The sequence below is a fragment of the Arthrobacter sp. 05N33_2 genome (assembly GCF_056397425.1).
Window position 1 is genome coordinate 1 of sequence record NZ_JBFTNJ010000020.1, and the last position, 24,610, is coordinate 24,610.

24 protein-coding genes are annotated in these 24,610 nt (G+C 66.5%); 9 read left to right on the plus strand and 15 right to left on the minus strand.

Features of this window, described 5'->3' with window-relative positions; translation table 11 throughout:
- Nucleotides 1-509 precede the first annotated feature (509 nt).
- The 3 genes from AC1DHX_RS10860 to AC1DHX_RS10870 all read left to right on the plus strand — a co-directional run bounded on the left by AC1DHX_RS10860 (nucleotide 510) and on the right by AC1DHX_RS10870 (nucleotide 3,695).
- Nucleotides 510-992 (plus strand): SRPBCC family protein, encoded by a 483-nt coding sequence (locus tag AC1DHX_RS10860; protein WP_476900030.1) that lies wholly within the window; start codon nucleotides 510-512, stop codon nucleotides 990-992.
- 209 nt (nucleotides 993-1,201) lie between these two features.
- The gene (locus AC1DHX_RS10865) at nucleotides 1,202-2,281 is read left to right on the plus strand and encodes a glycerophosphodiester phosphodiesterase family protein (protein WP_476859749.1); all 1,080 of its coding nucleotides are present in this window, start codon (nucleotides 1,202-1,204) and stop codon (nucleotides 2,279-2,281) included.
- A 169-nt stretch (nucleotides 2,282-2,450) separates the two neighbouring features.
- Complete coding sequence (locus AC1DHX_RS10870) at nucleotides 2,451-3,695, plus strand: flavin-containing monooxygenase (RefSeq protein WP_476859748.1); 1,245 nt, start codon at nucleotides 2,451-2,453, stop codon at nucleotides 3,693-3,695.
- 140 nt (nucleotides 3,696-3,835) lie between these two features.
- On the opposite strand, the gene AC1DHX_RS10875 is transcribed toward AC1DHX_RS10870, so the two are convergent.
- Both AC1DHX_RS10875 and AC1DHX_RS10880 read right to left on the minus strand, forming a co-directional pair.
- Nucleotides 3,836-4,255 (minus strand): ester cyclase, encoded by a 420-nt coding sequence (locus AC1DHX_RS10875; protein ID WP_476851622.1) that lies wholly within the window; start codon nucleotides 4,253-4,255, stop codon nucleotides 3,836-3,838.
- Between the two features lie 485 nt (nucleotides 4,256-4,740).
- Nucleotides 4,741-5,151, minus strand: a complete 411-nt coding sequence (locus tag AC1DHX_RS10880; protein ID WP_476851623.1) for an ester cyclase — start codon at nucleotides 5,149-5,151, stop codon at nucleotides 4,741-4,743.
- 265 nt (nucleotides 5,152-5,416) lie between these two features.
- Here AC1DHX_RS10880 and AC1DHX_RS10885 point away from each other — a divergent pair, with 265 nt between their 5' ends.
- Entirely contained in the window at nucleotides 5,417-6,481 is a 1,065-nt protein-coding gene (locus AC1DHX_RS10885; protein ID WP_476900031.1) for a sigma-70 family RNA polymerase sigma factor, read from the plus strand.
- 25 nt (nucleotides 6,482-6,506) lie between these two features.
- Here AC1DHX_RS10885 and AC1DHX_RS10890 read toward each other — a convergent pair whose 3' ends face one another.
- From AC1DHX_RS10890 to AC1DHX_RS10920, 7 genes are all read right to left on the minus strand, one after another.
- Nucleotides 6,507-7,868, minus strand: coding sequence for an MFS transporter (locus AC1DHX_RS10890; RefSeq protein ID WP_476900032.1), 1,362 nt, complete (start codon nucleotides 7,866-7,868; stop codon nucleotides 6,507-6,509).
- A gap of 88 nt (nucleotides 7,869-7,956) precedes the next feature.
- Nucleotides 7,957-8,766: an alpha/beta fold hydrolase gene (locus AC1DHX_RS10895; protein WP_476859745.1), complete on the minus strand. Its 810-nt coding sequence runs from the start codon at nucleotides 8,764-8,766 to the stop codon at nucleotides 7,957-7,959.
- A gap of 79 nt (nucleotides 8,767-8,845) precedes the next feature.
- Nucleotides 8,846-9,448 (minus strand): class I SAM-dependent methyltransferase, encoded by a 603-nt coding sequence (locus AC1DHX_RS10900; protein WP_223915647.1) that lies wholly within the window; start codon nucleotides 9,446-9,448, stop codon nucleotides 8,846-8,848.
- 83 nt (nucleotides 9,449-9,531) lie between these two features.
- The gene (locus AC1DHX_RS10905) at nucleotides 9,532-10,299 is read right to left on the minus strand and encodes an amino acid ABC transporter ATP-binding protein (RefSeq protein ID WP_275959779.1); all 768 of its coding nucleotides are present in this window, start codon (nucleotides 10,297-10,299) and stop codon (nucleotides 9,532-9,534) included.
- Nucleotides 10,296-11,315, minus strand: a complete 1,020-nt coding sequence (locus tag AC1DHX_RS10910; protein ID WP_476857462.1) for an amino acid ABC transporter permease — start codon at nucleotides 11,313-11,315, stop codon at nucleotides 10,296-10,298. The genes AC1DHX_RS10905 and AC1DHX_RS10910 overlap by 4 nt, the downstream gene beginning before the upstream one ends.
- A gap of 6 nt (nucleotides 11,316-11,321) precedes the next feature.
- Nucleotides 11,322-12,224 carry an ABC transporter substrate-binding protein gene (locus AC1DHX_RS10915; protein WP_476859744.1) on the minus strand — a complete coding sequence of 301 codons (903 nt, stop codon included), beginning with the start codon at nucleotides 12,222-12,224 and terminating at the stop codon, nucleotides 11,322-11,324.
- Between the two features lie 78 nt (nucleotides 12,225-12,302).
- Nucleotides 12,303-13,577: an alpha-hydroxy acid oxidase gene (locus tag AC1DHX_RS10920; RefSeq protein ID WP_476900033.1), complete on the minus strand. Its 1,275-nt coding sequence runs from the start codon at nucleotides 13,575-13,577 to the stop codon at nucleotides 12,303-12,305.
- Between the two features lie 134 nt (nucleotides 13,578-13,711).
- Between AC1DHX_RS10920 and AC1DHX_RS10925 the strand changes: the two genes are divergently transcribed.
- Nucleotides 13,712-15,340, plus strand: coding sequence for a PucR family transcriptional regulator (locus AC1DHX_RS10925; RefSeq protein WP_476859742.1), 1,629 nt, complete (start codon nucleotides 13,712-13,714; stop codon nucleotides 15,338-15,340).
- A gap of 37 nt (nucleotides 15,341-15,377) precedes the next feature.
- Here AC1DHX_RS10925 and AC1DHX_RS10930 read toward each other — a convergent pair whose 3' ends face one another.
- From AC1DHX_RS10930 to AC1DHX_RS10940, 3 genes are all read right to left on the minus strand, one after another.
- Nucleotides 15,378-16,754: a diacylglycerol/lipid kinase family protein gene (locus tag AC1DHX_RS10930; protein ID WP_230009345.1), complete on the minus strand. Its 1,377-nt coding sequence runs from the start codon at nucleotides 16,752-16,754 to the stop codon at nucleotides 15,378-15,380.
- Between the two features lie 69 nt (nucleotides 16,755-16,823).
- Nucleotides 16,824-17,159 (minus strand): cupin domain-containing protein, encoded by a 336-nt coding sequence (locus tag AC1DHX_RS10935; RefSeq protein WP_026538519.1) that lies wholly within the window; start codon nucleotides 17,157-17,159, stop codon nucleotides 16,824-16,826.
- A 98-nt stretch (nucleotides 17,160-17,257) separates the two neighbouring features.
- Complete coding sequence (locus AC1DHX_RS10940) at nucleotides 17,258-17,575, minus strand: acylphosphatase (protein WP_043436330.1); 318 nt, start codon at nucleotides 17,573-17,575, stop codon at nucleotides 17,258-17,260.
- Between the two features lie 230 nt (nucleotides 17,576-17,805).
- Between AC1DHX_RS10940 and AC1DHX_RS10945 the strand changes: the two genes are divergently transcribed.
- Nucleotides 17,806-18,081 (plus strand): YegP family protein, encoded by a 276-nt coding sequence (locus tag AC1DHX_RS10945; protein WP_243182192.1) that lies wholly within the window; start codon nucleotides 17,806-17,808, stop codon nucleotides 18,079-18,081.
- 20 nt (nucleotides 18,082-18,101) lie between these two features.
- Here AC1DHX_RS10945 and AC1DHX_RS10950 read toward each other — a convergent pair whose 3' ends face one another.
- Nucleotides 18,102-18,671, minus strand: coding sequence for a hypothetical protein (locus AC1DHX_RS10950; RefSeq protein ID WP_476859741.1), 570 nt, complete (start codon nucleotides 18,669-18,671; stop codon nucleotides 18,102-18,104).
- 22 nt (nucleotides 18,672-18,693) lie between these two features.
- Here AC1DHX_RS10950 and AC1DHX_RS10955 point away from each other — a divergent pair, with 22 nt between their 5' ends.
- Nucleotides 18,694-19,125 carry a hypothetical protein gene (locus tag AC1DHX_RS10955; RefSeq protein WP_476859740.1) on the plus strand — a complete coding sequence of 144 codons (432 nt, stop codon included), beginning with the start codon at nucleotides 18,694-18,696 and terminating at the stop codon, nucleotides 19,123-19,125.
- Here AC1DHX_RS10955 and AC1DHX_RS10960 read toward each other — a convergent pair.
- Nucleotides 19,056-19,847 carry a hypothetical protein gene (locus AC1DHX_RS10960; protein WP_476851633.1) on the minus strand — a complete coding sequence of 264 codons (792 nt, stop codon included), beginning with the start codon at nucleotides 19,845-19,847 and terminating at the stop codon, nucleotides 19,056-19,058. The two genes, AC1DHX_RS10955 and AC1DHX_RS10960, sit on opposite strands and share 70 nt — an antisense overlap.
- Before the next feature lie 218 nt (nucleotides 19,848-20,065).
- Between AC1DHX_RS10960 and AC1DHX_RS10965 the strand changes: the two genes are divergently transcribed.
- Together AC1DHX_RS10965 and AC1DHX_RS10970 are read left to right on the plus strand one after the other, a co-directional pair.
- The gene (locus AC1DHX_RS10965) at nucleotides 20,066-21,313 is read left to right on the plus strand and encodes a mechanosensitive ion channel family protein (RefSeq protein ID WP_476859739.1); all 1,248 of its coding nucleotides are present in this window, start codon (nucleotides 20,066-20,068) and stop codon (nucleotides 21,311-21,313) included.
- Nucleotides 21,314-21,461: 148 nt separating this feature from the next.
- Nucleotides 21,462-23,336 (plus strand): alpha-glucosidase, encoded by a 1,875-nt coding sequence (locus tag AC1DHX_RS10970; RefSeq protein ID WP_476859738.1) that lies wholly within the window; start codon nucleotides 21,462-21,464, stop codon nucleotides 23,334-23,336.
- Between the two features lie 304 nt (nucleotides 23,337-23,640).
- On the opposite strand, the gene AC1DHX_RS10975 is transcribed toward AC1DHX_RS10970, so the two are convergent.
- Complete coding sequence (locus AC1DHX_RS10975) at nucleotides 23,641-24,438, minus strand: alpha/beta fold hydrolase (protein WP_476859737.1); 798 nt, start codon at nucleotides 24,436-24,438, stop codon at nucleotides 23,641-23,643.
- Between the last annotated feature and the right edge of the window lie 172 nt (nucleotides 24,439-24,610).

Here is a 24,610-nt window from a genome sequence, read left to right on the forward strand (position 1 = left end):
GGCCGCAGCTGTACATGACGCTGCCCTCCTCCATGGATTCGGAGGGTTCGATTCCCAGCTTGTCCCGGTAGTACTCCTTCGCCCTGTTGATGTCCTTCGCGGGGAGGACAGCGATGATGTTTGAATCCTTGAACATGATGATTCCCTTCAGTGCGTTGATGACCGCAGCGATGGCGATGCTCCCCCCGGTTTCGGTCCCCGGAGTACCTGTCCGGAGCCCGTGACCGCCCCTGCACCGAGCCGGGGGCAGCCACCTGGGACTCTCCAACGCCGCGCCACCCATCACCAGCGCGAGGGGTCCCCGAAGTTATGTGGTCATTATGGACCGATTTGGTCTTGCGGAAACAGGGGTGACCGGCATTGGGCTGAGGGGCGCTCTTCGAACAGGGAGCTGCAAAGCGCCGTTCCAACAGGCCGTGACGGAAAGCAAGGTGCTGGCGCCTGCAGCCTGACGGGCGGCGGGCGCCGGTCCACTTCCGCCGGTGGCCGCACGATGCCAGAGTTGAAGGATGAATGCGGAGTCCGTTAATGAGGCAACCGGGAACGCGGAAACTGGCGGCCTGGTCCTGAACCTGGAATGCACGCTCGCCGCTCCCCCGGAAGAAATCTTCAGGATGCTGACGGAATCGGCCGAATTGGTGAAGTGGTGGGGTCCGCACGGCTTCATCATCCCTGCGGCCGACGTCAACCTCACCGAAGGCGGCCGCTACCGATTCAGCATGACCCCACCGGACGGCGAACCGTTCCACCTCTCAGGCGAGTTCCTGGAGATCGATCCCCCTTGGCGACTGGTGTACACCTTCCGCTGGGAGGAACCGGCGCCAACCGACCGGGAAACCGTCGTCGACCTCTCACTCGGGAGTACCGGCACAGGCACGCGCCTGGTGCTTTCGCAGGGACCGTTCCTGACGGACGAACGCCTCGAACTGCACCGCRMCGGGTGGACCGAGTCGTTCGAGAAACTGCAGGCGGTCCTGGGTGGCGGCACCTAAGGAAGCCTGACCCGCTGCGGAGTACCTGCAGGGTCATGATCCGTCCGGAACACGAACGGTCTTTCGCGTCTCCAGGCCCGTCGCCCTGCCCGGTTTCCTCGTGTTCACTCCCGGTCCAGCTCCCCGCACACAACAGTCCATCTCACCTCCCTACGGTGGTCGGGTCGCCGGCACGACGCCGGTAACGTCACCCGGGAGGAACCATCACCATGCGCACACCCCTGACAGCCGTGGCCACCGCCGCGCTCATCGCCTCGCTGGCGAGCCCCGCCGTCGCCGCTTCAAACCCCGAAGCCGGCTCGCCGTCGTCGAACGCCGCCACAACAAAGGCCGCAGAGGCAACAACGGCAATCAAGACCAACGAGAGCAACGGCTCCTTTGACCTGCAGGCGCACCGCGGCGGCCGCGGCGAATGGACCGAGGAATCGCTGGCCGCGTTCGCCAACTCGCTGAAGCTCGGCGTGTCCACGCTGGAACTGGACACCCACCTGACCACCGACGGCAAGGTGATCGTCTGGCATGACGACACCATCCAGGCGGACAAGTGCCGCGACACCGCGCCGGCGACTCCCGGCGACGCGCAGTACCCCTACGTCGGCGACCGGGTCGCCGAGCTGTCGCTCGCGCAGATCAAGACCCTGGACTGCGGATTCACCCAGCTCAAGGGGTTCCCGGAGCAGGACATGATCGAGGGCAACCGGATCGCCGAGCTCAAGGACGTCTTCCAGCTGGTCCGCGACACCGACGCCAAGAAGGTCAGCTTCAACATCGAGACCAAGGTGGAGGACGGGAAGTCCGGCGGCGAGGGCATGGTGGCCCTGACCAAGGCCGTGGTCACGGAGATCTACACCGCCGGCATGGCCGGGCGCAGCACCGTGCAGTCATTCGACTGGTTCTCGCTGAACCTGACCAAGAAGATCGCCCCGCAACTGCCGCTCGTCGCCTTGTCCAGCGGCGACGCCTGGCTCGAGGTCGGCAAGCCCGGCGCCAGCCCCAACCTCGGCGGCATCGACATCGACACCTATGGCGGCTCGCTCGCCAAGGCAGCGGCAGCCCAGGGCTACGACGTCATCTCGCCCACCTTCAGCTCCGTCACCCCGGGCATGATCAAGGAAGCCCACGAGCTCGGCCTGCCGGTCATTCCCTGGACCGTCAACACCACGGCGGACATGACTCGCTTGATGGACCTCGGCGTGGACGGCATCATCAGCGACTACCCCACCCGCCTGCGCACCGTTCTGGAAGAGCGCGGCCTGAAGCTCCCCAAGGCCTACCCGGCTGCGAGCTAGCACCTCGATAGACGGGGCGGCCACAGAAGTGGCCGCCCCGCCGTCGTCAAAACCCCTACGCCTGGACCCAGACCCGGCGTAAGCTCCTCGCATGGAGGCCTCCGCGGGCCAGCATTCTCCCGGGATCGCGCTCCTCGCGCATGTGCACTGATCGAGGTGGTGGGCGGAGATGGACGCTGAAGTGGACACGCTCGTGGTGGGCGGAGGCCAGGCGGGTCTGGCCATGAGCTACTGGCTCGACCTGGCCGGCGTCGCGCATCAGGTACTGGAACGGCGCGCCGCCCTGGGCGGTGCCTGGCAGGACCGGTGGGATGGGTTCTACCTGAACACCCCGAATTTCTCGCTGTCGCTGCCGGGCATGCCCTTCTCCGGTCCGGACCCGGACGCCTTTATGCCGCGCGATGCCGTGGTGGACTATTTCCGGCACTACGCGGAGGCCATCGGCGCGCCGGTCCGCACCGGCACGGACGTCACGCGCATCCCCGCCGCGGACAGCGATGCCTTCGCCGTGGAAACAACCCAGGGCAGCTGGCGGGCGCGCAACGTGGTGCTGGCCACCGGCGGCTTCCAGAAAGCGAAAATCCCCGCGTTGTCCGCACGGTTGCCGGGGCACATCGTGCAACGTCACACCGACGAGTACCGCAACCCGGGCCAACTGCCGGACGGCGCTGTGCTGATTGTGGGCACCGGCCAGTCGGGCGGCCAGATCGCCGAGGAGCTGCTGGCAGCCGGCCGCGAGGTCCATCTGGCGGTGTCCACCTGCCCGGAGGCCCCGCGCCGGTACCGCGGCAGGGACACCTTCTACTGGATGATGCAGCTCGGACTGCACGGCCCCGAGCACGGGCTGAACGGACTTTCCGTGGAGCGGCTGCCCTCACCCGCGGCTCGGTTTGCCTGCAACCCGCTGTTGTCCGGCGCCGACGGCGGCCATGACATCCACCTACGGGATTTGGGCCGCCGCGGAATCCGGCTGCACGGCCACCTGGACGCAGCCGACGACGGCGACCTCGTCTTCAGCGATGACCTCGCCGAACGCCTCGCCACCATTGAGGCCGGCTTCAGCCAGCGCCTCCGACCGATGCTCGATGCGTACATTGCCGCTGCTGGGATCGAAGCGCCGGAGGCCGAACTCCGGCCGGCGGACGACTGGCTTCCCCCAGAGCCGGCACGGTTGAACCTGGCAGCGGAGGGCGTTACGTCCGTCCTGTGGGCCACCGGATACCGGCTCGACTTCGGCATCCTGGACATCCCCGTACTGGACGAATGGAACTACCCCCGCCACAGCCGCGGCGTCACCGACTACCCTGGCCTCTACGCCGTGGGCCTGCCGTGGCTCACCGGGCACAGCTCGGCGGTCGTGGCCGGTGTGGGACGCGATGCCGAGTACATTGCCGGGCACATCGCCGGGCGCTGACAGCCCCTCTGATCGAACCGCCGTCGACGTCGAACGGCTGTCCGCGTTTCCCTGTGGGGAACGTGGACAGCCTTTTTATTGCGTGCTGATATTGCGTGTTCCGGCCGCGATCGCGCCGGCCCTGTTGTTTGTCGCCTGGTTCAGGCAACGGCCACGGCACCAATCTGCTGCATGAGGCCCAGGTTGTCCGTCGTGCCCCAGTGCTCGGCCACTTTTCCGTCCTCGACACGGATGATGTCAGTGCAATCGAACTCGACGCTCTTGCCCGTTGCCGGGATGCCGGCCAGTTCCCCGCGATGCGTACCCGTGAGAATCACATGGCATGCCTCCAGGTTTCCAGCCATCACCTTGGGCTCGATCTCTTTGACCTTGATGTCCGGGAAAGCCGACCGCATCGTGTTCACGAAGAACTTGACGCCGTCCTTGCCCGGCGGTTGCCCGGGCAGGGCCTCTTCGTGATCCACATAGCTGTCCGCGGCCAACTCATCAACGAGGGCGAGGTTTCCGCTCTCAATGACGTCCCTGTAAAACCGCTCAATCAATCCAACACCTTCAGACATTTCCGACTCCTTGTTGGCGCGAGACCGAATTTTAGATCCCCCCCCCCCCAGCGCAGTGCCCCGGCAGCATGCGCAGACCACCCCGGAGGGACCCCCCGTTTTGACTCAGCAGTCAGGTTTGGCTCCGCAGGCAGGCATCAGCGATCCGCGTAGAGCGCCGAGCAACAGTGTGAAAATTCGAGTGAGGAACGGGCGAAACGCCTCGTTAAGGCAGAAGATATTCCCGTGCTTCGAGGGTGTCAAGATGCCTCGGCCGGCGCCGCTCCCAGCCCTGCCGACGCCGTCATCCAAGAGCAACGCGGGGTCACTTTGCGCCCATCCCAGCTGCCGGGATGGGCCGTAAGTGACCCCGTGTTGCTGTTGGAAGGCAGCAGGCGCCGCACGTCACGTTCCAACCATCCGTTGCACCTTCCCGTTGTATGCGCACGCCCGGAAAATACTCGACGCCTAATCGTCCCGGGCCAGCGAGAACATGGCGCCGGCTGTTATTCCGGCAGGGCTCCGATCTGCTGCATGAGGCTCATGGTGTCCGTGCTGCCCCAGTGCTCGGCGATCTTACCGTCCTGGACGCGGACGATGTCGGTCCCGCCGAATTCGACCGTTTTGCCGGTCGCCGCAATACCCATCAGGTCGCCCTTGTGGGTGCCGGTCATTACAACATGGGCAGCCTCAAGGTTTCCATCGGAGAGAGTCGGTTCGGCTTCCTTGACCGAGATGTCGGGGAATGCGTTTCGGATGGCACTGGCGAAGAACCGTGCGCCCTCTTTGCCGGGCGGCTGTCCGGGGAACGCCGGTTCATGGTCGATGAAGTCGTCCGTGATCATTTCATCGACGAGGGCGAGGTTGCCGCCGGCGAGAACTTCCGAGTAGAAGCGATTGATCAACGTGCTGGACATTGTGGGCTCCTTCAGGTGCAAGAGACCGTTGTGGCTGTCCGCCGGCACTATCCATGGGCCCCGGCAGATGCGCCCGGGCTGAGCGCTGAAATTGATGGGAAACGGGGCGAATTGCCTCGTTAAGGCAGAAGATATTCCGAGGCTTCAAGGGTGTCAAGATGCGCTGATTACCCCCGTTTGTTGTGCCCGCCCCTGCCACCCGAATATTGTCACACCGGCCACGTAGTCTGCCTTCACGAGCATGAACCGTCCGGCAGGGGATGACATGGCTGACCCAATCCACGAGGCAATCGGCAGGGCACCGTCCCTGCCCGCGGCAGGTGCTTGGGTCCCTGAAGCGTTCGATTCGGATGACGCTGGCCGGGCGCAACATCCGCAAGCCGGTGGCGGGTTGACCGATGACGCCGTCRCTGACTACCTGCGCCGCCTGGGCCAATACGATTTGCTCACCGCCGAGCAGGAAGTGGAACTGGCGCAAGAAATCGAGGCGGGGCTATTCGCGGAACGGCTCTTGGTGGATGGCACATCGCGGCCCGGCCAGGATACAGCCGACCTTCGGACCATCATCCTTCTGGGCCAGCGTGCCGCCGACACGTTGTTCCACGCCAACCTCCGGCTCGTCGTGTCGATCGCCAAGCACTACACCCACCGGGGCCTCGACTTTGAGGACTTGATCCAGGAAGGAAACCTGGGACTCCATACGGCTGTCTGCAAGTTCGACTTCACCAAGGGTTTCAGATTCTCCACCCACGCCACATTCTGCATCCGCGGCGGCATCCTCAAGGCGCTGGCTGAACAGGCACGCCTGATCCGGCTGCCGGGCAACGTCGTCGACCAGCTGCAGAAGATACGGTCAGCGCAACGGACGGCCGCCATGACAGGGACCGTCTGCAACAAGGAAGATCTCAGCCAACTGACCGGAATTCCAATCGGAAAGGTTGAGTGTCTGCTTTCCGTGGACCGGCCGGCCTGTTCCTTGGACTCGTGGGTGCCCGACGGCCGGGGCGGGACCGAAGCCCTCGCCGAACAGCTGTTGGTTTCCTCCGACCACGACGCAACCGATGCGCTCTTCCATCAACAGATGAATACACAGGTACATGCCGCACTCAGCACGCTCGAGGTCCGGGAAGCCCAGGTCATTGCGATGCGCTTCGGCATCACGGGCGGCGGAGCGAAAACCTTAGCCGCGGTAGCGGAAACCTACGGCATGACCCGAGAACGCATCCGCCAGATCGAGGTCACCGCGATGGAGAAGCTCAGACACCCGTCCCGGTCCGACACCCTGCGGCAGTATCGGATTGACAGTCAGGGCCTATCCGGCGGGGAGTAGACGTTGGCTCGCGCAACGCCGGACCTCAGGCCCTCCGCTCCCGCCACTGCAGCGACACGACAAGCACCACCGCGCCCAGCCCCAGCATCACGAACACCATCAGCCCCCAGTTCGCCTGCGTCACGCCGCTCCCATAGAAGATGCCGATCAGCACGGTGGCCGTGATCGCGCCGAGGTAGCGGCAGGTCTGGAAGATCCCGGCGGCCACCCCGCGCTCCTCCGGCCGGGTGGACACGTACATGCCCTGGCTCGAGGAAATGGCGACCACGCAATACGGCACACCCAGCAGGGCGGTCAGCGCGAGCACCAGCGGGACGGCCAGGGACACCGTCAGCAGCCACATCGCCGCAGACGCGACGAGGAGCAGCACGACGCCGGCGATCAGCACCCGCCGCACGCCGAACCGGTCGATGGCGCGGACCGCGAACGGCGTCCCGACCACGGAGATCGCGGCGAGCGGCAGCATCAGCAGGCCCACGACGCCGGGATTGTAGCCGCCCGCGGTCTGCAGCAGCTGCGGCAAACCGAAGAACGCGAAGTAGTAGACGCCGTTGAACAGCGCAAAACCCAGGTAGACCAGCAGCAGCGGCCGGTTGCGGCCCAGCAGCCGCAGGTCAAGGAAGGGCGGGCTGAACCGCAGCTCCCGCCACGCGAACAGCGCCGCGAGGAGCAGCCCGCCGCCCAGCAGCCACCACCGGTAGGCGGGCAGCACATTCAGCATCGYCATCATCACCAGCACCAGGGCACCGATGAAGGCCCCAATCCCGGGCAGGTCAGAGTCGCGCACCAGTTCCGACACCCGGCCGCGTTCCCGGGCACCGTCGGCCGGGGCAAAGCGCCGGACCACAAGGATCGCCAGCAGCGAGAGCGGGACGTTGATCAGGAACAACGCCTGCCAGCCCACGAGGCTCACCAGCAGGCCGCCCACCACGGGCCCGACGGCGGCCGCCGACGTGTTCGCCATCTGGATCCGGCCCAGCGGCCGGGTGGACTTCACGTTCGCCTCCCGCGCCAGCGCGGCGACCATGACGACGGCGCTCGGGTACGCCGTCGCGGTGCCGAGGGCCATGAACGCCCGCGCTACGCAGAGCAGCGCGAAGTTGGGCGCAAAAGGCGCGAGCGCACAGGTCACTGCCACCAGGGCCATGCCCAGCAGGAACAGACGCCGCGGGCCGAAGCGGTCCGCCAGCCGGCCCATCAGCGGCTGGCCGGCCGCGGAGGTGAGGTAGAACGCCGTGATCACCCAGGTGACCGTGGCGACGTCGAGCCCGAAGTCCTCGCGCAGCACCACCAGGGCGACAGCGATCATAGACGAATTCAACGGGTTCAGCGACGTGCCGAGGCTGAGTCCGGCGACGGCCAGGCCTGCACGGGGAGAGTTGCTCACGGCAACAGTCTGTCCTACGACGCCGGCCGAAATCGAACCGGACGACGCATGCCGCCGTCGTCGTCAATCTGGCGCCAGCCCTCCATGTCTAGCCGTTGTTCGCCGGGCTGGCCGCCGAGGTGATGAATGACGTGACCATGCTGATGACCGGGCCGGCGGGAACCAAGGTCTGCCCGTGGTTGCGGCCAGGCAGTGCCTGAAATTGGGCCCTGGGCATGAGCTGGGCCGCCCGTTCCGAGTCCGCATACCGAAGCGGGTCTTCCGTGCCGGCGAGCAGCAAGGTGGGGGTGTCCATTGTCCGAAGGACCGCCTCCGGGATTCCGGGTTCGTCCTCACTCCGCCGGAAGTAGGCGCGCAAGGCCGCGGGGTCGTTGGCCAGCAGCGCGGCGGCCGTCTGCGGATCCAGGTCACGGCCCGTGGCGATACTCCATTGGCGCAGAAATTCCGGCATGCCGCCCCGGTCCAGGGCCTGGTCATATCCGGGGAAAAAGATCGATTCGATTTGCCCAGCCGGGGAACGGTACGTGCCGCCCGCAGCCGTAAATGTCTTGACACGCTCGGGACTGCTGGCCAGCAGTGAGAATCCGACTCGCGAGCCGGCAGAATACCCCACGTAATGGGCTGCCTGCGCGCCGGCGGCGTCCAGGACTGCCACAACATCCCCGACGAGCAGGTCCATGCTGTAGGCGTCTTCGTGCTGCGGCTTGTCGCTGCGGCCGTGTCCCCGCAAATCCAGAGTCACCACGTGAAAGCGCTCCTGCAAGGCCTTCGTGTAGCCCAGTCCCCGCCAAATGGCACGGGACAGCCCTGAACCGTGCACCAGAACGATAGTGGGGCCGGCGCCCTGCTCCTGAAAGGAAATTCGGACACCATCCACGGCGTTGAAGGCATCACCCATAACGTACTGCTCCTCTCGGAGACCTCTTCGGTCGATCAGGTCAGGCGGAAGTCCTGCCGGATAAGGGTCTTGCCCGGCGTCAGGGTTTCCGGGCGATGACGTCGAAAATGTGCCAGTGCTTGGGACCGCGGAAGGATTGGCCGTCGGCATCGTAGATCTCGAACGTGAGGATATCCAGTCCCTCGAACAAGCCCCTGGCCTCAGCTTCGGTGTGGAAGTTCCATTCGGGAATGGCGGCCCAGGAGTCCCGCTCGCCGAACAGATTCACGGCAATGACGCCGGAAGGGCCCAGCGCCCCAAGCAGCATCCGCCAAAGCCGGGCGAAGTTTTCGGGGTGGACGAATGGCAGCGAATAGCTGGCCAGGATGAGCCCCGCCTCCGGGAGCGGCGGAAGGTCCTCGAACGGGCTTAGCTCGACGTCCAACTGTTCGGCGAGCGCCGCGGGCACAGTTGCGAGCAGCTTGTCCCGGGTGTCCGGCTGTGAATCGACGGCGAGGACCCGCCAGCCGCCGTCGAGCAGCGCCAGTGTTTCCTTGCCCGCGCCGCAGCCCAGATCTATGGCGCGGCGGCCGTTCCCCGGGCCGGCGAAGGCCATGGCGTCGAGGCACAGCGTGCGCACCCCACGGGTTGCCTGGGCGGCGTTGTAGTCCGCCCAGATCTTGCTGTCCGCGAGGCTGTCCACGGATTCAGTGTTGCACTGGCGCGGCGGCGAAGCCACCGCGCCAGAGAGGCCAGGGCTCACCGCCGCGCCGTCAACCTTCGACGTCACAGCACCTTGGAGAGGAACGCCTTGGTCCGGTCGTGCTGGGGATCGCTCAGGATCTGGCGGGGAGCCCCGGCCTCCACCACCACGCCGTCGTCCATGAAGACCAGGGTGTCGGCCACCTCGCGGGCGAACCCCATCTCATGGGTCACCACAATCATTGTCATGCCGCTCTTGGCCAGTCCCTTCATGACATCGAGGACCTCGCCCACCAGCTCCGGGTCCAAGGCACTGGTCGGTTCGTCGAAGAGCATCAGCTTGGGGTCCATGGCCAAGGCACGGGCAATGGCCACCCGTTGCTGCTGGCCGCCAGAGAGGTGCGCCGGATAGGCATCGCCCTTGTCCCCCAGCCCCACACGCTCCAGCAATTCCATGGCCCTTGCCGTGGCAGCGGCCTTGGAAATCTTCTTCACCCGCATGGGAGCAAGAATGATGTTCTCCACCGCGGTCAGGTGCGGGAACAGGTTGAACCGCTGGAACACCATTCCGATTTCCTGGCGCTGGAAAGCAGCTTCCTTGAGCTTGAGTTCGTAGAGCTTCTCGCCTTTTTGGCGGTAGCCGACCAGCTGTCCGTCGACCGAAAGCCGGCCGCCGTCAACCACTTCCAAGTGGTTGATACACCGCAGGAAGGTCGACTTACCGGAACCGCTGGGCCCCACGATGCAGAGAACTTCCCCGGGGTCGACCTCCAGGCTGATCCCACGCAGGACCCTGTTGGATCCGAAATTCTTGGAAACCTTCTCCGCAAGAACCATTGGCACGCCCGTCATCCCTTACCTCCAAAGTCTGTACCGAGCGGTGCACCCGGCGCGCCAGGTCCGGCCGTCGGCGCCGGTTCGGGCGCGGCGGGTGCCTTGCCTGTCTTGATCCGTCCGGTTCCGCGGGAGAACCGCTTTTCGATGAAGTGTTGCCCGACCATGAGTACGGAGGTGAAGAGCAGGTACCAGAGCGAAGCAACAATAAGCAGCGGGACGGGAGTGAACGTCACGGCTGAAATGCCGCGGGACACCCCGTAGAGGTCAATGCTCAATGGGATCGCGGCCACCAGGGAGGTGGTCTTGAGCATTGAAATCACTTCGTTGCCAGTCGGCGGAATGATGATTTTCATGGCCTGCGGAACCACCACATACCGCATGGTCTGGCCCCAGGACATGGCCAGGGCCGTCGAAGCCTCCGCCTGGCCCTCGTCCACGGACAGCAGGCCGGCACGCACGATTTCAGACATGTAGGCGGCCTCGTTCAAGGCCAGCCCGATCACGGCGGTAATGAACAGGTTCGTGAAGATCTCGTTCGGGACGGTGACCCACGGCGTCGTGAACGGAATCCCCAGCGTGAACACCGGGTAGATCAGGGCCACGATGCCCCAGAACACCAACTGCACGTAGACAGGGGTTCCGCGGAAGATCCAGATGTACAGCCAGGCAATGCTCTTGAGCACCGGATTTGGTGAGAGCCGCATGATGGCCAGCAGCAGGCCGATGACGATCGCACCGATCATCGAGTAGATGGTCAGCCACAACGTCACCCACGCGGCCTGGCTGATCCTGCGGTCAAAAATATACTTGCCCACATCCGGCCAGCCATAGTCCGAGCGCTGGGCGGCGTCCAGGACAAATACCGCCAACCCCAGCAGCAGAACCACGGCAATCACGATCCGCCACGGGTGCCGCAGCGGGATCGCCACGATCGCCTCCGCCGGCGAGTTGTCCGTGTCCTGCCCACCCCGGGCCCGCAGCTTCCTGTCAGGCTCCGACTCAATCATCCTGTCGGATTCCGGCTCGCTCATTTGCTATCACCCTTTGGCTGCCACGTTGAGAGTTGCTGTCTTGACGCCACCGGACTCGACGCCCCACTTGGACAGGATCTTGTTGTACGTACCGTCGTCGATCAGTGCCTGCAACGCCTTCTGCAGGACCGGGGTAAATTCGCTGCCCTTGGCCACGGGCATCCCGTACGGCGCCACCTCAAAGGCGTCGCCGGCGGTCTGCAGCTTGTCCTTGGTCTTGGAGATCGCATACAGAGTCACGGGCGAATCGGCGCTCATCGCATCGACCTGCCCCACCACGAGGGCGTTGGTTGCCTGGTCCTGCGCGTCGTACTTGAAAATGGTGATCGCCGGCTTGCCTGCATCCGTGCACGCCTTCGACTTGGCCGGCACCTCATGCGTGTCCTCATAGGTGGTGGCCTGGACGGCGACCTTAAGCCCGCAGGCGTTGTTCGGGTCCACATTCTTGCCCTTGGGCGACGCCCACTGGATGCCGGCCGAGTAGTAGTTCACGAAATCCACCTGCTTTTCGCGTTCCAGCGTGTCGGAGAAGGACGACATTCCCATGTCATCCTTCCCTGCCTTCACCGCCGGCAGAATGTTATCGAAGGTGCCGATGTCGAAGTTGACCTTCAACCCCATAACCTTGCCCAGGGCATTGGTGAGGTCCACGGACCAGCCTGCCGGTTCGCCGTTATCGTCCTTGAACTCGTTGGGCGGGTAGTTGTTGGCCATGCCGACGTTGAGCACGCCGGAGCTCTTCATTTTTTCCGGGAGCGAGGCAGCAATGGAGTCATTCTTTTGCACGTCGATGGCGTCAGCGCTACCGGATGCCGAGCCGGTGGCGGCGGGTTCGCTGTTGTTGACACAGCCCGAGAGCGAGAGCGCCGTGGCTATGGTCAGAACGGGAAGAAGGTATCGGGTGCGCATGGCTTCCTTAGCTGTTCAGGGATTCTCTAGGCTCCCGCAACGCTGCGGGAGGGCACTGCATGACTGCTTATTCAAAACTCAAGAATTCGTATTTTCCGACGCTCTTGTCTCAAGAAGTTCTCCGGAATGACGAATATCCCGAAGAATTTCCCCGCCCCGGGCCTTCAACTCGGAAATACTGGAGACGCCCACTAACGTCATCGTACGCCGCAGTTCATCCCCGAAGATGTCGATGATGCGTCCGACGCCCGGTGAGCCGGCCGCCACCAACCCGTACAGGTAGGCCCGGCCGATCGAACAGGCATCGGCCCCCAGCGCCAGCGCCTTGAGGATGTCGCTCCCCCGGCGGATGCCCGAGTCCACATAGATCTCGATCGAATCGTCCACCCGTTGCCGCGATTCCTGGAGGACGTCCATGGGGCTCAGCATGTGATCGAGCTGGCGGCCGCCATGATTACTCAACTGGACGGCGTTCAGGCCAATCCGGGAGGCCTTCGCGACGTCGGCCGGGTTGACGCAGCCCTTGAGTACGATTTTGCCGTGCCAGGCCTGCCGCAGGGCCTCAAGTTCCTTCCAGCCGCTGCTGGCATCCGAGTGGCCCAGGATGTGCTGCCACATGGTCGGGGTCACCACGGAGGAGGCGGCGGGGCTCTGCGGATCCAGGTTCGGGAAGCTGATGCCGTCCGACTTCAAAAAGTTGACCCACCAGGAAGGGCGCCGGGCGATGTCCGCGATGGTTGACAGCGTGAGCGCGGGAGGGGCGGTGAATCCGTTGTGGAGGTCCCGTTCCCTGGAACCCAGTGCCCGCGTGTCGACGCCGACAATCAAGGTGTTGAATCCGGCTGCCTTGCAGCGGGCCAGTTTGTTCTTCATCGCCTGGGCGTCGGAGGTGAGGCCAAAGTTGAACCAGCGGTCAAGGGACGGGTGGTGCTCTGCGATGGTTTCCATGGGCACGGTGCTCAGCCCGGCCAGCCCATAGGGGATGCGGGCCCRGTCCGCGGCGGCCGCGACGGCCAGCTCGCCCTCGGGATGGAACAGCCGGGTCGCCCCGGTGGGGGTCAAGGTCAGCGGCAGCGCGCTTTCTTCTCCGAGCAGGGTCGTCGTCGTGTCGGGTCCGGACACCGGGCCCCAGCTGGGCATGAGGGCCCAGGCGTCGAAGACGGCCCGGTTGCGGCGGAGCGTCACTTCGTCTTCGGATCCGCCGTCGAGATAGTCGAAAATCCCGGCAGGCAGGACCTTGCGTGCCGCTTTCCGGAATTCCTCGACGTTGTAGGCGCCCGCCAGCACGCGCCGTTGGCGGGACAGGACGGGGGCCTTCACCTGGACGAGTTGCCTGGCTTCGCTGATTTTCAATGACGGCCTTCCGTTGAACTGTGCTGCGTTATGGTTCAGCGTAGGAAATGAAGCTCCGCATCACCATGGAGTTATCGACAAATTGAAGGGCCAATCATTAGTAGCGAATACCAAACAGCTTCTTGGGTGTCCCGGTGACGGCATCGGAGGTGAAGACGCACGCGCTGCCTACCCTGGCCGACGTCGCCCGCTCGGCGGGCTCGGAAATACTCAGCCTCGTGGAAATGCCGTCAGATGACCGGCAGATTGTCGCCGGCTCGGTTCTCTACGACTCGACGGCGCGGCCCGCCAAGTTCCCGGGTGCCGTTGCCCTGGCCATTGGTTTGTCCCTTTCCGGGAAGCGTCTGGGCGCGAAAGTGCGGGAACTCAGCGACGCCGGGTACGTGGCGATCGTCTACAAATCCAACGGCACCTCGGACGAAGTCCTGCGGGCAGCCGCCCGGGACAACGGGATGGCGCTGTTCCGGGCCTCCGACTCGGTGCCCTGGAACCAGCTCGCGGAGATCATGGACGCCGCAGTGGTCCCGCACCGGCAATCGGGCCGGACCCTGGTGGACATCCGGCCCGGAGACCTGTTCGACCTCGCCAACACGGTGGCGGCCCAGGCCGGCGGCGCCATCGCGATCGCCGATCCCGAGCAGACGATCCTGGCGTATTCCACCCTCCCGGACCAGCCCATTGACGAGACGCGCCGGAGCTCCATCCTGAGCCTGCAGGTGCCGCATTCGTTGGAAACGGACAACGATTACCGCCGTGTCCATGCCTCCACCGATGCGCTGGATGTGGCCACGCAGGATCCCTCGCTCCGGCGCACGGCCATAGCGATCCGGGCCGGCGACTCCGTTCTGGGCTCGCTCTGGCTCCTTGAATTGGCGGACCACCACAACGAGGACGCCAACCGGATCCTGCGCGAAGCCGCCAACGTGGCCGCGCTCCACATCCTGCACAAACGGACCACCTACGTCTCGAACCTGACCCGCCAGATCGATCTCGTCCAGCCGCTGCTGTTCGATCCGAAACGCGCCGAACTGGCCGCCATCAGGCTCGGGATCTCGGCGCCGTCGATCCGGGTTGCGGCCCTGGGCGTCTGGCCGTCCGAGGCCATCGCGGCCGAAACGCTGCAGTCCCGCCTCCGGCTCTTCGACACCATCCGGACCGCCTGCGCCATCCGGCTGCCCTCGGCCGTCTGCGGGCTCTCGGACAACATCGTGTACATCGTCCTGCCGCAAACCACCGAAACCTCACGCCACTTCCAGCGCACCGCGCTTCTGAAAATTGTGCAGAATGCGCGGCGGCTGCTCGCACGCCCGGTCCTGGCCGCGCTCGGCGCCGCGGCGACGATCGACCGGCTGGAGGACTCCAGGGTCAACGCGGAACTGGTCTTGTCCGAACTTGTGCGCAACGTCGCGGAGGGGCGCATCGCCGCGGATTCGGATGACATCGTGGCCGACGACGACTCCCTCGGCTCGCGTCTGCTGCTGCGTCAGTTCGTCTCGGCGCTGACGGCCGCCGGCCAACTGCCCGGGGCGCATGCGCTGAGCATCGCGGCGTACGACGAACAGCATAGGAAGTCCTTCGAGGAGACCATTTACGCCTACCTCAGCTGGGGCGGAAACGCGATCGACGCCGCCAAGTCGCTGGATGTGCACGTCAACACGGTCCGGTACCGATTGTCCCGGGTGGAGCCGCTCTTCGGCATAGACCTCGACGACGCCGAAACGCGCCTGCTCGTGTGGCTGCAGTTGTGGGCACGGCACAACTAGTCGCCGTCGTACACGGTCCAGGCCAGACCCGCCGAGGCTACGATCCCCCGCCGGCGTGCGGAGGAACGGCGGACGACGGCGCAGACGGCGCAGATACGTGCCGGCCCCACGCCAGTTCGCGGAGCCGGACCAGATCCAGCGCCGGTTGGGCCGGCGGGACGCCCGGACGGTTCCGCGGAACCAGTACCCGCAGTGCGCGGGGTTCGATGGTGCACCGTACCGGTGTGCTCATCAGCAGAGCCTCACCGTCCACTCCGACGGGGATATCGGGCACGTCGGCGTCGACCACCACCTCCGCCGCGGTGCGTTGGATCAGGCCGCGCTTCGTGGCACGGCGCAGCAGGCCAACCGCTTCCCGGGTGTTGGCGGCGGAAATCGCCACCGCGCCGAGCACGCCGCGGTCCAGCCGGGTTCGGCGGCCCAGGCCGGCGAGGTCATTGCTGCCGTACGGACCGTTGCTCACCAGCACCGCCTGCGGGCCGTCCACCGTCTCCCCGTCAGCCTGCGCCCGCAGCCGCGCACCCTTATCGCCCCTGATCAGGTCCGGAAGCATCTCCAGCACGGTACCGGCCTTGTCGTCCCTGTACGCAGGGCTCTGCACCACCTCGGCGTACACCCCGAAGGATGCGTTGTTGACGAAGGTGCGGCCGTTGATCTTGCCGAGATCGACGTGAAGCTCCACCCCGTCCCGGAGGGCATCGAGGCAGCCTGTCGGGTCCTCGCGGTCAAGCCCGAGATCCAGGGCGAAATGGTTGCGCGTGCCGGCGCTGATCACCAGGAACGGAAGGTTGTGCTCGGCCGCAATGCCGGCCACCAGCGCCTGGGTTCCGTCCCCACCGGCGACGCCGAGCAGATCGGCCCCGCGTTCCACGGCCTGCCGGGCCAACGCGTCGACGTCGACCGGTCCCGGTCCCTCAAGAAGCGCCACCTCGGCGCCGAGTTCTTCCGCCTTCCGCTGGAGGTCGAACTTCACCACCTTGCCCCCGCCGGAACGCGGATTCATCACCAGGAAAGCATGCTGCCAGGCAGGGGCGGGGTGCTCGGGCATGGCTTTGCCCTCACTCCTTTCCCGGAGCGCGGCGCGGGCACAGACCAGGGCAACGAATGCCAGCGCAGCGGCAATCGCCACCTCCCGGAGCAGGCTCCCCTGGATGTAGAGGGCCACGACCACAAGGGGTGCGAGTACCGCCAGCGCCAGCGCAAACCAGCGCAGAAGACCGCGGCTGATGAGGAACCAGTAGATCGCTGCCACGGCCACCAACACGGCGCCCAGGCCGGTCGTGACCAGCGCAATAGTGCCTGCCAAACCCGCCGCCACCAACGGGACAGCCACCGCGAGGACAACTGCGGCGAAGGCCCCCCTGGCCCACCACCGCCGGGTCTTTGGGACCTCGTCGAAAGGGATGACAGTCATGTCCTGCTCCTTGCGGTAATCCGGCCCCTGGAGTGGCTTCGACCGGTCTCGCCGCCTGCGGCTGGGCCGTCAGGTCTTGATTTTCGCCACGGTCATGAGGATCGCCGAATCTTCCTCGGCCTCCAGGCTGTGCAGCCCCTCGGGCACGATGAGCAGATCGCCGGTCTTGCCCTGCCACGATTCGTTGCCGGCCCGCAGGCGCACGCAGCCGCGGAGCACAAACACGGTCGCCTCGCCGGGGTTCTGGTGCTCGCTCAGCTGCGTCCCCGCCCTGAACGCCATGACGGTCTGGCGCAGGACTTTCTCATGCCCGCCAAACGCAGTGTCCGCAGCCCGTCCGCTGGGTGCCGCAACCGCGGCAGCCAGCTGCTGCCGGGCAAGGGCATCGAGCGATATCTTCTGCATGGGGCCACCCTACTCAGAAACCGGGCCCCTGCCGAGGGTCCTTCGCCCCGGACCGGCCCCGGACCGGCCACGATACCGGCCACCGGAAAGCTGCAGCCCTAGTAGGCCACGTCGAATCCGCCGAACTCCCCCGTCGCGGCCGAGACCGATTCTTCGACGTCCTCCACCCGGCCGGGCGCCTCCGGCGAGCGCAGCCAGCGCCGCAGTTCCAGCACCACGGACTGCGGCCCCTCGGCCACGATGCCCACGGAGCCGTCGGTGTTGTTCCGGACCGTGCCGCTGAGCCCCAGTTCCTCGGCCTTCCGGACCGTCCAGTAGCGGAAGCCGACCGCCTGGACCACACCGGACACCCGCGCGTTCAGCCGCACCGGCTCGCCGGAATCCGCCGGAAACTGCACAGGATGTTTGCCCGCCATGTTCCCAATGTAGCGCCCATCCGGGCGCCCGGTTTCGGCACACAGGACTTGGTACTGCCGGCCCAGTCTCATCCGCCAGACACCAAGGGACCTTTGCCTCTTTCCCGGGGACGCCGTCCACGAAAGGGTGGCTACCGGCACTGCAGCGATTTGTCGAAGACCCGGCAACAGCACAAAGAAGTGCTCTTACCCTCCACCGGCGGTCACCACCGCTAGACAAGGACAAGACAATGGCTGGACAGTTCGAAATCTTCACCGACGCGGAATCCAATGTACGGTTCCGGCTCCTTGCCGCCGACGGGACCGTGTTGGCGATTTCCACAGCATTCGACGACAAGCGCCAGGCGGCGGACGGCATCATGGCCGTGCGCGAGTGCGCCGGCACCGGGCTGATCCGGGAGGTCAGCAGCAACCCGTGGACCGGGCAGCGCGGCGGCAGGAACGCCTCGCCGACACCTGCGGTCCGGGAACACCGTCACCGCCACCGGCACCTGCCTGCTGTCTAACCCAGCGTCGTCTAACGCAGCTACTTCGCCGGTTCCGTCGCGGCGCCAGTCCCCGTGCCCGTGGCCGCGCCGTTGCCCGCCGGACGCAGCGACGTGATCATCTTCCGGACGTCCTGGTACTCCGCCGTGCTGGCGTAGAGCTTCGCCTTCTCCAGGTACGGCAGCCCGGGGTCCCCCGGCGTCGTGTTTTTCCCGGGGTCATACGCCTGCCCGAACAGCGCGCCGCTGGGCGGCCAGAGGAAGAGCTGAAACATCGGACACGACGTGGGCCCGGTCTCCTCCGGCATCATGGTGATGCCGTACGACGCGTAGGTGGGCGGCGAAGCCTCCGCCGCCCCGAAGTCGCCCCGGGCCTCGAAGACGTAGCGCGGCGGGCTCTGGTCCGCCGCACCGGGTTCGGCGAGCGCCTGCATCGGCTGAGAGTCGATGAGCAAGTAGGGCTGTTGATCGCCGCATTCGGCGCCCGTGACGATGTTCGTGCGCAGCGCGGCCATCTGCTTCCCGGCGGCGTTCACAACGTCCACGAACTCACCGCCCAGCGGCGCCTCCCCTGCAGGGTCCCGGATCTCCCACTCGGCCGGGTAGTCCAAACTCAGCGTCCCGTCCGACGTCGTGAACGTCTTCCAGCCGGACGACGACGGCGGGAGGGCCGACGTCGTCGGGGTTGCCGCCGCGGTGCTCCCCGGAGCCGTTCCCGATGCTGTGTCCGTGGCTGACTCCGACGGCGTGGTTCCCTGTGTCCCCTGCGAAGAGTCTCCCGACTGGGTGTTTCCCGGCTGGTCATTTCCCGGTTGGGTGCCTCCGGCAGGCGGACCTGCGGACGTTGCCTCCGGCGCAGCGCCGGATGTCGCAGGGGGCGCCGCCGGTGAGCCGCAGCCGGCCAGCAGCAGGGCCGCGAGCACCAGCGCCGAAACAAACGGAGCCGGAACCGCAGCCGCTGTGAGCCGTCGCCTCGCCATGAGCCCGGGCCGGCCCTACTGCCCCGCCGGGCGCAGCGAGGTGATCATCTTCCTGATGTCCTGGTATTCGGAGGTCTCCAGATAGGCCTCCGGGGTGTCGACAAAGGGCTCGTTGCCCGGGGTGGTGTCGAAGGGGTTATAGACGCCCCCGAACGACGCTCCGCTGGGCGGCCAGGTGAAGAACTGGAAAATCGGGCAGGCATCGGGCCCGGACGGCTTGGGCGCGGAGCTGATGCCGTAGGCCATGACGTTGGCCTTCGCTGGGTCCTTCTCGGCCGGATACAGCCGCAACTCAAAGATGAAGTGCGGCGTGACGCCCTGCTGGGCCAGGGCCGGAACCTGCACCAGATCGAGCACCTGGTAGGGGATCCGCTGCGTGCATTCCGCACCCGGGGCGACGTTGGTCTTCAAGGTGGCCAGCGACTTGCCGCCCGCGTTCAGGACCTCCAGGAACACGCCGCCGGGTGCCGCCTCGGCGCCGCGGTCCTTGACGGTCCACTCGGCGGGGTGATCGAACTCGAGCTTCCCGTCCGGGGTCTTGAGGCTCTGCCAATCCGCCGCCGTCGGCGCCGGAGTGCCCGGCGCCGACGGCGGCTCGGTCGGCGGGACATCGACGGCGCCGCTACTGGCCGGCGCGGACGTCAGTGGGGGCACGGTGGGCATCGACGGCGACGTCGGCCCCGGGCCCGCGGGCGCACCGCAGGCGCCCAGCAGCGCCGCAACCAAGAAGCCGGCCGACGCTGCCGTGCCGAACGCCGCGAGTCGACGCATGTCACCCTCCCCCTGGGATTCAAGTGGTTCGACCATTCTGGAGCGTCCGTCGGCAAAATCAAGAGGCAAAAGTCCCGGAGTGGCGGGCCGAACTCTGTCCGGGCCCGCGGCCGGACTGCGCTGGACTGCGATGGTCCGCGCCGGAACCTGCCGAAGACTTGCCGTGCCCGCCGGCTCCTGCAGCGGCGTGAGGAGACCCACGTTGACATCCCGGCGATTTCAGTTGCCCGTGGAAGCTTGCTAGAGCTTAAGTAATGCAAGAGTTCCTCACCCAAGCAATGCCGTTCCTGGCCATGGCCCTCGCCGTGGTTGCCGGGCTCGTCCTGTCCTGGCTGGTGCGCAAGATTGTGCTCCGGCTCAACCGCAGCAAGCCCGAACTGCGCGAGACCTCCCGCGTGGCCCGGCTGCCGCTGCGCTTGTCGCTGTGCCTGATCGCCGTCCGGATCGCGCTCGCCACGAGCGGCGGGGATCTTGAATGGCGCCACGGCCTGGACCATTTGCTGCTGATTGCGCTGATCGGTTCGCTGGCGTGGCTGGCCATCGCCATGCTGCTCATCATCGAGGCAATGGTGCTGACCCGGTACCGGGTGGACGTCGCGGACAACCGCCGCGCCCGGCGGCTGCGCACCCAGGTGATCCTGGCCCGGCGGATCGGCGTCGCACTGATCGCGGTGGTGGCTCTGGGCAGCATGATGCTGACGTTCCCCGCGATCCAGGCGCTCGGCGCCGGGCTCCTGGCTTCCGCAGGCGTGATCTCGATTGTCGCGGGCCTCGCAGCGCAGACCTCGCTGGTCAACGTCTTCGCCGGCATCCAGCTCGCCTTCACGGACGCAATCCGGGTGGACGACGTGGTGGTGGTCCAGAAGGAATGGGGCCGGATCGAGGAGATCACCCTGACCTACGTGGTGGTCCACATCTGGGACGACCGCCGGCTGATCCTGCCCTCGACGTACTTCACCACCACCCCCTTCGAGAACTGGACCCGGCGGCAGTCCGAGGTCATGGGCACCGTGGAGTTCGACCTCGACTGGCGCGCTCCCGTCGAGGCAATGCGCGGCGAGCTGAAGAAGGTCCTGGCCGATACGCCGTTGTGGGACAAGCGGGTGGGGATCCTGCAGATCACGGACGCCACCGCCGGCTTTGTCCGCGTGCGCATCCTGGTCAGCGCCGCAGACAGCGCCTCCCTGTTCGACCTCCGCTGCCTGATCCGCGAGGAACTGGTGCTGTTCCTGCAGCAGGACCACCCGACGGCGCTCCCCCACGTCCGCCTCGAATCGCTGCCGTCGGCGCTGGTAGCGTCCACGTCGGGCAACGCGTCCGACGCCGTCACGGGGTCCCAGCGCCCCGGCATGGCTACGGCCGAGCACCACCGGCACCCGGATCCCCACGACTCCCAGCTGTTCACCGGATCCATCGAGGCGATCCAGCGCTCCAAGGCCTTCTCCGGACCGGGCGAGGACGTCTTCGAGGACCGCGACAACGCCATCGCCTCGCAGAACTAGCCGGGGAGGGGCGGCCGCGCCTGGACAGCAGGACAGCACGGCCGGACCGGGCAGGTCTTCCCAGCCCCCGCCAACTGGTCAATAATCAGACGTTGGCGGGTCAGCAACGCGCTGCCCCCTTGTCTGCCGGACCAGCTGAGGAGTCCCCATGACGGTCGAAGAAGCCCCCACGGAAACACCCAAGGCGACTGCCGGCGACTGGTTCCAACGCGCCGTCGTCTATCAGATCTATCCGCGCAGCTTTGCCGACTCCAACGGCGACGGCATCGGCGACCTCCGCGGAATCATCGGCAGGCTGGACTACCTCCAGCGGCTGGGGGTCGACGTCGTCTGGCTCTCCCCGATCTACACCTCCCCGCAGGACGACAACGGCTACGACATCAGCGACTACCGGAACGTGGACCCGCTGTTCGGTACCCTCGAGGAGCTCCGGGAACTGACCGACGGGCTGCACGCGCGCGGCATGAAGCTGGTGATGGACCTGGTGGTCAACCACACCTCGGACGAGCACCCCTGGTTCGTGGAATCCCGGTCCTCGAAGGAGAACCCGAAGCGCGACTGGTACTGGTGGCGACCGCCGCGGGACGTCGACGCCGGCGCCTCCCCGCGGCGCAAGGCGGCGGAGCCGACCAACTGGGGCTCGGCGTTCTCCGGGCCCGCGTGGGAGTTCGACCAGGCCACCGGGGAGTACTACCTGCACATCTTTTCGAAGAAGCAGCCGGACCTGAATTGGGAGAATCCGGAGGTCCGCGCCGCGGTCTACGAGATGATGAACTGGTGGCTGGACCGGGGCGTGGACGGGTTCCGGATGGACGTCATCAACTTCATCTCCAAGGACACCTCGCTCCCGGACGGCCCTGTGGCCGACGGCAAGCTCTTTGGTGACGGCTCCCCGTTCTACATCGACGGCCCCCGCATGCACGAGTTCCTGCAAGAGATGCACCGGGAAGTCTTCGCGAAGCGCACCGGCGAACTGCTCACCGTCGGCGAAATGCCCGGCGTGACCGTGGACGACGCCATCCTGTACACCGACCCAGCCCGGGCCGAGGTGGACATGGTGTTCCAGTTCGAGCACGTGGCGCTGGACCAGGAGGACGGCGACAAGTGGCGGCCCAAAAAGCTCCTGCTCACCGAGCTGAAGCAGACCCTGGGCCGCTGGCAGGACGGGCTGGCCGAGACGGGCTGGAACAGCCTGTACTGGGGCAACCACGACCAGGCCCGGGCCGTGTCCCGCTTCGGCGACGACAGCCCCCGATACCGGGAGCTCTCCGCCAAAATGCTGGCCGGCGTCCTGCACCTGCACCGCGGCACGCCCTACGTCTACCAGGGTGAAGAACTGGGCATGACCAACATGACGTTCGGCGCGATCAGCGATTACCGCGACATCGAGGTCCTCAACCACCACCGCGAAGCCACCACGCACCTGGGCCACACCGACGCCGAGGTCCTCGCCGCCCTCGCGCCGCTGAACCGGGACAACGCGCGGACCCCGGTCCAGTGGGACGCCTCCCGGCATGCCGGCTTCACCACCGGGGCACCCTGGATCGCGGTGAACCCGAATGCCAACCACATCAACGCCGCCGCCCAGGTGGATGATCCGGATTCGGTCTACAGCTTCTACCGCCAGGTGATAGCGCTGCGGCATGCGGAACCGGTGGTCTCGCACGGGAACTTCACCATGCTGCTGCCGGATGACCCGCACGTCTATGCGTTCACCCGGGCCCTGACCGGTTCAGATGTTTCCTCCGGCAGTCCCTCAGACAGTCAGTCGGACGGCGCCGGGATTCCGGAGCTGCTGGTGCTGGGCAACTTCTCCGGCGAGGTGCGCGACGCGGACCTCGGGGACGAGGCCTGGGCTGACGCGGAACTGGTCCTGGGCAACTATCCGTCCGACGCCGACGCCTCCGACGGCGGCTCTGCCGTGGGTTCAGCCGCGGGTGCGGTGCGGGAGGGCCTTTCCGCGGGCGCGGTGCGCCTGCGGCCCTGGGAACTGCAGGTGTTGCGCCGGCGCCGCGGCGCCTGATCGACGATCCCGAACGCCAGCCCACGAAAGGAAGCCACGCATGACTATTCCACCAACTCCAGGGCCCGATCCGTTTCCGCCAGAACCCGGCCCCACGACGCCGCCGCCGGAGCCCGGAGACCCGTTCCCGCCGGAACCCGGTCCGGTCACGCCACCGCCGGTTCCGGGGCCCGAGCCGGTACCCGGTCCCGCGCCCACTCCGTCACCGGAACCGGGTCCGTTCCCGACGCCGCCCGGCCCCCTCCCGATTCCGGATCCCGGCCCGGTGCCGCCGCGGCCGGACCCGACCCGGTTCTAGCGGGCGTCACCGCGCGGAGAGTCCGTGCAGGAACCGGCGCACCTCCGCGTTGAAGGCAGCCGGCGCTTCGACGGCCGCCATGTGCCCGACGTCGGGAATCATCACCAGCGTCGAACCAGGGATCCGCCGGTTCATCTCGCGGGCCACGTTTTGCGGCGAGCGGACGTCGTCCGTGCCGTACAGCAGCAGGGTGGGCACCGCGATGGTGGGCAGCACGTCGCGGTAGTCGGCGTGGGCGTTCGCGTTCAGCAGTGCCCGCATGCCGCCCGGGTGGAAGTCGGCCATGATGGCGCTGGTTTCCTGCACCGCCGCCTTATCAGCGTGTTCCGTGAACAGCGTGGGCAGCCATACGGGGATGAATTGTTCCGCCGGCTGATCGAGTTCGGCGAGCACCTGCGCATAGCGGCGCTCGACTTCCTCGGGCGGCAAAGATCCGGCCCAACCGGCGTACGCCGAGACCAGCAGCAGCGACGCGGGCACTGACGGGTGTGCCCGGTAGAGCTCCAGTGCAATGCCGGAGCCCATGGACAGCCCGAGGACGTGCGGCCTGCCGGGCACCGCTTCCCGCAGAAAACCTGCCAGGGCATCGCCCAGGTCCTGTCCGGTGAAGTCCGGCGGCGGATCGTCCGAGGCGCCGCACCCGGGTGCATCCCAGGCGAAAACCGTGAAGTCAGCCTGCAGATCCTCGAGCTGCCGCCGCCAGATGCGGCTGTCTTCGTAGGCGCCGTGCAGCAGGACCAGCGGCGGACCCTGGCCCGCACGCCGGTATCGGATCCGCAGGCCCGCAACCTCGACGGTCTCCATGAGGCAATGCTAGGCCGGGCCGCCGCCGCCCGGCAGGGTCAGGTGGGCAGACCCTGGCTTGGCAGACCCTGGCTTGGCGGACTCAGGCTTGGCGGACTGAGGATGGGCGGGCTCAGGATGCGCAAACCCGCCCGCGATACGCAAATGCCCCTGCGACACCCGAATTCAGGTG